Source organism: Macrococcus lamae (genome assembly GCF_004359545.1).
In the GTDB taxonomy this organism is placed as follows: domain Bacteria; phylum Bacillota; class Bacilli; order Staphylococcales; family Staphylococcaceae; genus Macrococcus; species Macrococcus lamae.
In genome coordinates this window covers 1-5446 of the sequence record NZ_SCWB01000028.1, presented here as the reverse complement: position 1 = coordinate 5446, position 5446 = coordinate 1, and the positions used below count along the sequence as shown (strand labels likewise).

7 protein-coding genes are annotated in these 5446 nt (G+C 37.8%); 4 read left to right on the top strand and 3 right to left on the bottom strand.

Annotated elements, in window-relative coordinates:
- Positions 1-152 precede the first annotated feature (152 nt).
- Together ERX29_RS10680 and typA are read right to left on the bottom strand one after the other, a co-directional pair.
- Entirely contained in the window at positions 153-500 is a 348-nt protein-coding gene (locus ERX29_RS10680; RefSeq protein ID WP_133444667.1) for a YlaH-like family protein, read from the bottom strand.
- A 4-nt stretch (positions 501-504) separates the two neighbouring features.
- Positions 505-2346 carry a translational GTPase TypA gene (gene typA / locus ERX29_RS10675; protein WP_133444666.1) on the bottom strand — a complete coding sequence of 614 codons (1842 nt, stop codon included), beginning with the start codon at positions 2344-2346 and terminating at the stop codon, positions 505-507.
- A gap of 92 nt (positions 2347-2438) precedes the next feature.
- Between typA and ERX29_RS10670 the strand changes: the two genes are divergently transcribed.
- The 3 genes from ERX29_RS10670 to ERX29_RS10660 all read left to right on the top strand — a co-directional run bounded on the left by ERX29_RS10670 (position 2439) and on the right by ERX29_RS10660 (position 3684).
- A complete protein-coding gene (locus tag ERX29_RS10670; RefSeq protein WP_133444665.1) occupies positions 2439-2624 on the top strand; it encodes a DUF5325 family protein in 186 nt (61 codons plus the stop codon).
- 158 nt (positions 2625-2782) lie between these two features.
- Positions 2783-3346 carry a hypothetical protein gene (locus tag ERX29_RS10665; RefSeq protein ID WP_133444664.1) on the top strand — a complete coding sequence of 188 codons (564 nt, stop codon included), beginning with the start codon at positions 2783-2785 and terminating at the stop codon, positions 3344-3346.
- Entirely contained in the window at positions 3343-3684 is a 342-nt protein-coding gene (locus ERX29_RS10660; protein WP_133444663.1) for a hypothetical protein, read from the top strand. The genes ERX29_RS10665 and ERX29_RS10660 overlap by 4 nt, the downstream gene beginning before the upstream one ends.
- Here the strand turns inward: ERX29_RS10660 and ERX29_RS10655 are convergent.
- Entirely contained in the window at positions 3660-4481 is an 822-nt protein-coding gene (locus ERX29_RS10655) for an inositol monophosphatase family protein (protein ID WP_133444662.1), read from the bottom strand. The two genes, ERX29_RS10660 and ERX29_RS10655, sit on opposite strands and share 25 nt — an antisense overlap.
- A 104-nt stretch (positions 4482-4585) precedes the next feature.
- Here ERX29_RS10655 and ERX29_RS10650 point away from each other — a divergent pair, with 104 nt between their 5' ends.
- Positions 4586-5194: a YktB family protein gene (locus tag ERX29_RS10650; protein ID WP_133444661.1), complete on the top strand. Its 609-nt coding sequence runs from the start codon at positions 4586-4588 to the stop codon at positions 5192-5194.
- The last annotated feature ends 252 nt before the right edge of the window (positions 5195-5446 follow it).

Below are 5446 nucleotides of genomic sequence, written 5' to 3'. Positions count from 1 at the left end.
GGCGAACTTCCTGGTGCCAGACCAGGAAGTAGCCAGTAATAACTACGACTGCAAATCGATATTTTTTATTTTTCGAAGAAAAAGAAAAGACAAACCCATTTTCAAAATGAGTTTGTCTACAGTCTGAGGAGATCTCAAACGAGATCTCCTTTTTATTGTTTAGCAGTATGCTGTCTTTCCTTGTAAAGTCTATACCGGTAAAGTCCTAGTACAATTGCTGCGATTATCAGACTTTCTCCAACTGGTAGAAATACCGCAAGGAAGTTCAGTATGATACAGCCAAGGAACAATAGAATATAGATGACAATATTCTGCCAAAGCTTTAACTTTCTTGCAAATCCAAGGTTATAGACGATAGCGCTTAAAATAAAGATTGCTATCAGCAAATACCACATTCCTGTTTGTGGATGTTTATCCACCTGGAATAATTTTGCCAGAAATGACATACGTTCGTTTGGATCAACACTTACGCCTTTTGCCATCGCCAGAACAAAATTCATTGGATCACTCCTGTTCCTGTAAGGCCGCTTTTTGCTTCTTCTGTTCTCTTTCGCGCTGTGCTTTATCCAATGTTTTCTTTCTCATACGGATAGACTCAGGCGTCACTTCAAGCAGTTCATCTTCATTAATATATTCAAGCGCTTCTTCAAGCGTCATGATTCTTGGTTTTTTCATCGTAGTTGTCTGTTCTTTAGTCGCTGAACGAATGTTGTTTGCTGCTTTGACTTTTGTGATATTGACTGTTAAGTCATTATCACGTGAGTTTTCACCGACAATCATACCTTCGTAAACTTCAGTTCCTGGTTCCATGAAGTTAGTACCGCGGTCTTCCAGTGCTAAAATCGCATAAGTACTTGCGACTCCTTTATCCATTGAAACTAAAACACCATTGTGACGGCCACCGATTCGTCCGCGAAGGAACGGGCGGTATTCATCAAATGTATGATTTAGAATACCATAACCACGAGTCATAGACATAAATTCTGTACGGTAACCGATAAGGCCACGAGCAGGAACGTTAAAGATTAATCGTGTCTGACCGTTAGATGTACTCATATCGACCATTTCACCTTTACGTGTTCCGAGTGATTCAATAACGGAACCTGTATTTTCTTCCGGCACATCAATTTGAACGCGTTCATACGGCTCATGTTTTTTCCCGTCAATTTCACGAATAATGACTTCAGGTTTAGATACTTGAAGTTCAAATCCTTCACGGCGCATGTTTTCGATTAAAATCGATAAGTGAAGCTCACCGCGTCCAGATACGATCCATGAATCCGGACCAGTTGATTCAACACGTAATGAAACGTCTGTTTCAAGCTGTGATTCAAGACGATCCTGAATATTACGTGCAGTAACGAACTTACCTTCTTTACCTGCAAAAGGAGAATTATTAACTGAGAAAGTCATCTGCAGTGTCGGCTCGTCAATACGCAGTACCGGCAGTGCTTCCTGCACATCTACTGGTGTCACAGTTTCTCCGACGTTGATATCCTCCATACCGGACACAGCAATTAAGTCACCTGGATAAGCTTTTTCAATTTCAACACGGCGAAGACCGAAGAAACCGAATATTTTAGTCACACGGAAATTTTTAACTGTACCGTCGATTTTGATTAATGATACTTGCTGTCCTACTTCCATCGTTCCGCGGAAGACACGACCAATACCAATACGACCGACATAGTCATTATAATCAAGCAATGCTACCTGGAACTGAAGTGGCTCTTCACGGTTATCTATTGGTGCTGGGACATACTCGATAATCGTTTCATACAAGCTCTGCATATTTTCATCCTGCTGGTTGACATCTAAACTTGCTGTCCCATTTATAGCACTTGCATAAACTACTGGGAATTCAAGTTGCTCATCATTAGCATCAAGTTCAATGAATAAGTCATAAACTTCATCCAGTACTTCTTCTGGTCTTGCTGAAAGCTTGTCAATTTTATTGACAACAACAACTGGTTTAAGATTTTGTTCAAGTGCTTTTTTAAGTACAAAACGTGTCTGTGGCATAGTGCCCTCGTAAGCATCAACCACAAGAACAACACCATCTACCATTTTCATGATACGTTCGACTTCGCCGCCGAAATCCGCGTGACCTGGTGTATCCAGGATATTGATACGTGTTCCTTTATAATCAATTGCAGTATTTTTCGCTAAAATCGTAATACCACGTTCTCTTTCTAAATCATTTGAATCCATCGCACGTTCTTCCACGTGCTCATTATCACGGAAAATCCCTGATTGTTTAAGTAATTCATCTACTAATGTCGTTTTACCATGGTCGACGTGGGCGATAATGGCAATATTACGTACATCTTCTCTAAAGTTTGGCATATTGTATCCCTTTCAAAAGTACAGTTTATTATCTAACTGTGATATTATAGCATATATCAACTATTTATTCTATCAGGTAAAGAGGGGTTATTATGAAAAAAAGTAAAACGAGATTTTTACTACTTGCTGTTCTTGCTGTATTAATGCTGATTGTCATCAGTGCGGGAATTGCAGAAGGCAGTATTATTACTATATTTATCGGTATTATATTGATGATAGCAATTTTTGGAATCGGGTTTACTCAGAAGAAAAAATACAGAGAAAATGGCTGGTTGTAAATATTTTTGAAAAATAGATTTTTCTGTGTAGAAATTTAAGAAAAAGCATCTTTTCGTGAGAAATGGATGCTTTTTCTGCTGTTTTCATTAAAATCTGCAATTTGCAGTATTTTCTTTTTCGTTTTAAGTTTTATTTATCAATGGAAAAGGAGATTATTATGATCATCAAAGAACGAAAAAATTACAAGCAGCTGGAACTTCTTGAAGCATTAAGACATCGTACAGAACTGACTGACTTTCAACTGGACTTAATCCGTCAGTTAAAAGAGACCGTAGCTCTCGAACAACGCTTTGAATCCTATTTGTCTTTTTTAGATACAGAAACGATAGATGTTATCTGGCAGTTTAACTATTCGGATTATCATCAAGATGCACTGATTAATTTAGTTCTCATTGCAGATTCTGGTATTTATTTATTCAAACTCAATAATTACTCCGGACTTCATTATATTAATAACCAGGGAATGCTGGCAGATTATTTCACTGATGAAATAAAAATTGACCTTGTTCATCTCAACTGTGTCAAATATGGTATTTACAATCTCCTTGACCCTTCCTTAAAACAACTGCCGATTATAATTAAATCTGTCTGTCTTAATGACCGCTTTGCTCTGGATGCCCATTCTTCAAAACAATACTTTCTTTACAAAGATGACATTACAGAATATATATCCAGTATTAAAGGAAGCCATAAAAAAAAACGAGCTCAATTGCTAAAATGATCAGTGATTTTCATGATCCTTTTGAGCAAGTCTCGTATTGTGCAGTACGTAAAGGAATGCGCTGTCCTTCATGCCGAAACATCACCGACTTCAATTGTCATCAACGACTTTTTCTTTGTCTGGCATGTAAAACTATCAGTTCACTTGATGAAATATTCGTCCAGTCTGCAAGAGAGTACCTGCTCATCTATCCAGAAAGAAAATTAACAAAGTCCTCGATGTATCTCTGGTGCAACAAAAAAATTCCACCCGCTAAAGTATCTACGTTATTGAAACAGCATTTTAAGCTTCAGGGGCGGACTAAAGGCAGCCATTACCGGGAACTGAACATTCCTTGATGGAGATTTTCTAATTCATCTTTATAATTCATTAAATAAACATTAAGAATTTCATGATGCAGCTCTGGATTTGCAACTAATATTGAATTAGATTTTAACGGATGAAGTTTTTCTCCGAGTTGATTACTGACTATCGCTCCAGTTTCTTCAGCGATGATCATTCCTCCGGCAAAATCCCATGGGTGTAGTCTTAATGTAATGTAACTGTCAATTATGCCGGTTGCTACAAAAACAAAATCCAGTGCTGCAGAACCATAGCTTCTCGCACTTCTCGCATCTTTCACAATAGGAGAATAGACATCTTTAGTCCAATCTTTTGTCAGCCAGTTTGGGTTCATTGAGATGATGGAACGTTTAAGCTCTGTGCTTTGAAGTGTTGCAAGTTGTCTATCGTTTAAATAAGCACCTTTTCCTGCTATTGCATGGTAAAGGTTATTATTCATGACATCATAGACAAATCCGGCATACTTTTCTCCATCTTTGAAAATTCCGATGGAAATCGCAAAGTTCTGCTGCTGGTGAACAAAATTCAGCGTGCCGTCTATCGGATCAATAATCCAGATGACGCCTTCTAATGTATCAATATCACTACCATGACCTTCTTCTCCAATTATTCTATGGTCAGGATAAGTCTGATTAATTTTATCTGCAAGAAACTGCTCTGTTTCTTTGTCCATATTAGTAACTAGATCATTAGGATTTGATTTAGTTTCAATTGTCAGTTCCAGTTTTAGTTTATCTTTTATATTCTGTCCTGCTTCAAGTATAATGCGTCTTGCAAACTCATAGATTGTCATCTTATTTCCTCCCTGCAATAATGCTATTATACATGACCTGATGATTAATAAGAATTTATTCAACCTAGCTGTTATGATAAAATTAATTTGAAACGGAGGCTATTATGGTTAACTATCACTTTACAGAGAAAGATTTCGCAGTATTCAGTGTCGACAGTCTGGAACCACGAATGGCGGCACTAATCGAGCATATCAGACCTAAGCTGAACAATCTTGGCGTTCATTTCAGTGGGTTTCTGACAGCGCATACTGGAGATGTTTACTATCCTCATGTCGCAAAACATTTAAGACGTAAAACAAATCCACCAAACGATACATGGGTAGCATTCGCTACAAATAAACGTGGTTACAAGATGCTGCCGCATTTCCAGATCGGACTATTTGAAACTCATGCTTTCGTCCTTTATGGAGTCATATATGAATCCCCTGAAAAGGTTAATGTTGCGGCACTATGGCATCAAAGACTCCAGCAGATACTTGAGCTGCCTGACGACTTCATCATGAAGAAAGATCATATGAAAGAAGATTATATGCTGATGAGCGACGTATCAGAAGATGAACTCAAAAAATCAATCCAGCGCTTAAAAGATGTAAAAAAAGGTGAGCTATTGTTTGGTAAAGTCTATCACCCAGATCATCCTTCTTTAAAATCTGATCAAGTTTTTATCAACGAGATCGAAGAAACATTTATTAAACTTCTTCAACTGCAATAAAAAAAGATAACCGTCAAACCGACGGTTATCTCAGACTGTAGACAAAGTCTCCTCAGGAGGTGATGTCTGCAGTCTTTTTTTGTTAAAATGTAAGAAATAAGTTCAGCAGGTGATTATATTGATTCGAATGTCCGATCAGGAGTTTACAAAACAAAAACGAAATCAACTTGAAATGTACAGTCTGGAAGACCTTGTGCCACAGAACCATTTACTTCGAAAAGTTGACCAGGTCTTCGACCTGTCTTTCGTATA

Bases quoted from the DNA above. Each gene is read 5' to 3' on its own strand.
- ERX29_RS10680 (WP_133444667.1), bottom strand. From the start codon at position 500: ATGAATTTTGTTCTGGCGATGGCAAAAGGCGTAAGTGTTGATCCAAAC.
- typA (WP_133444666.1), bottom strand. From the start codon at position 2,346: ATGCCAAACTTTAGAGAAGATGTACGTAATATTGCCATTATCGCCCAC.
- ERX29_RS10670 (WP_133444665.1), top strand. From the start codon at position 2,439: ATGAAAAAAAGTAAAACGAGATTTTTACTACTTGCTGTTCTTGCTGTA.
- ERX29_RS10665 (WP_133444664.1), top strand. From the start codon at position 2,783: ATGATCATCAAAGAACGAAAAAATTACAAGCAGCTGGAACTTCTTGAA.
- ERX29_RS10660 (WP_133444663.1), top strand. From the start codon at position 3,343: ATGATCAGTGATTTTCATGATCCTTTTGAGCAAGTCTCGTATTGTGCA.
- ERX29_RS10655 (WP_133444662.1), bottom strand. From the start codon at position 4,481: ATGACAATCTATGAGTTTGCAAGACGCATTATACTTGAAGCAGGACAG.
- ERX29_RS10650 (WP_133444661.1), top strand. From the start codon at position 4,586: ATGGTTAACTATCACTTTACAGAGAAAGATTTCGCAGTATTCAGTGTC.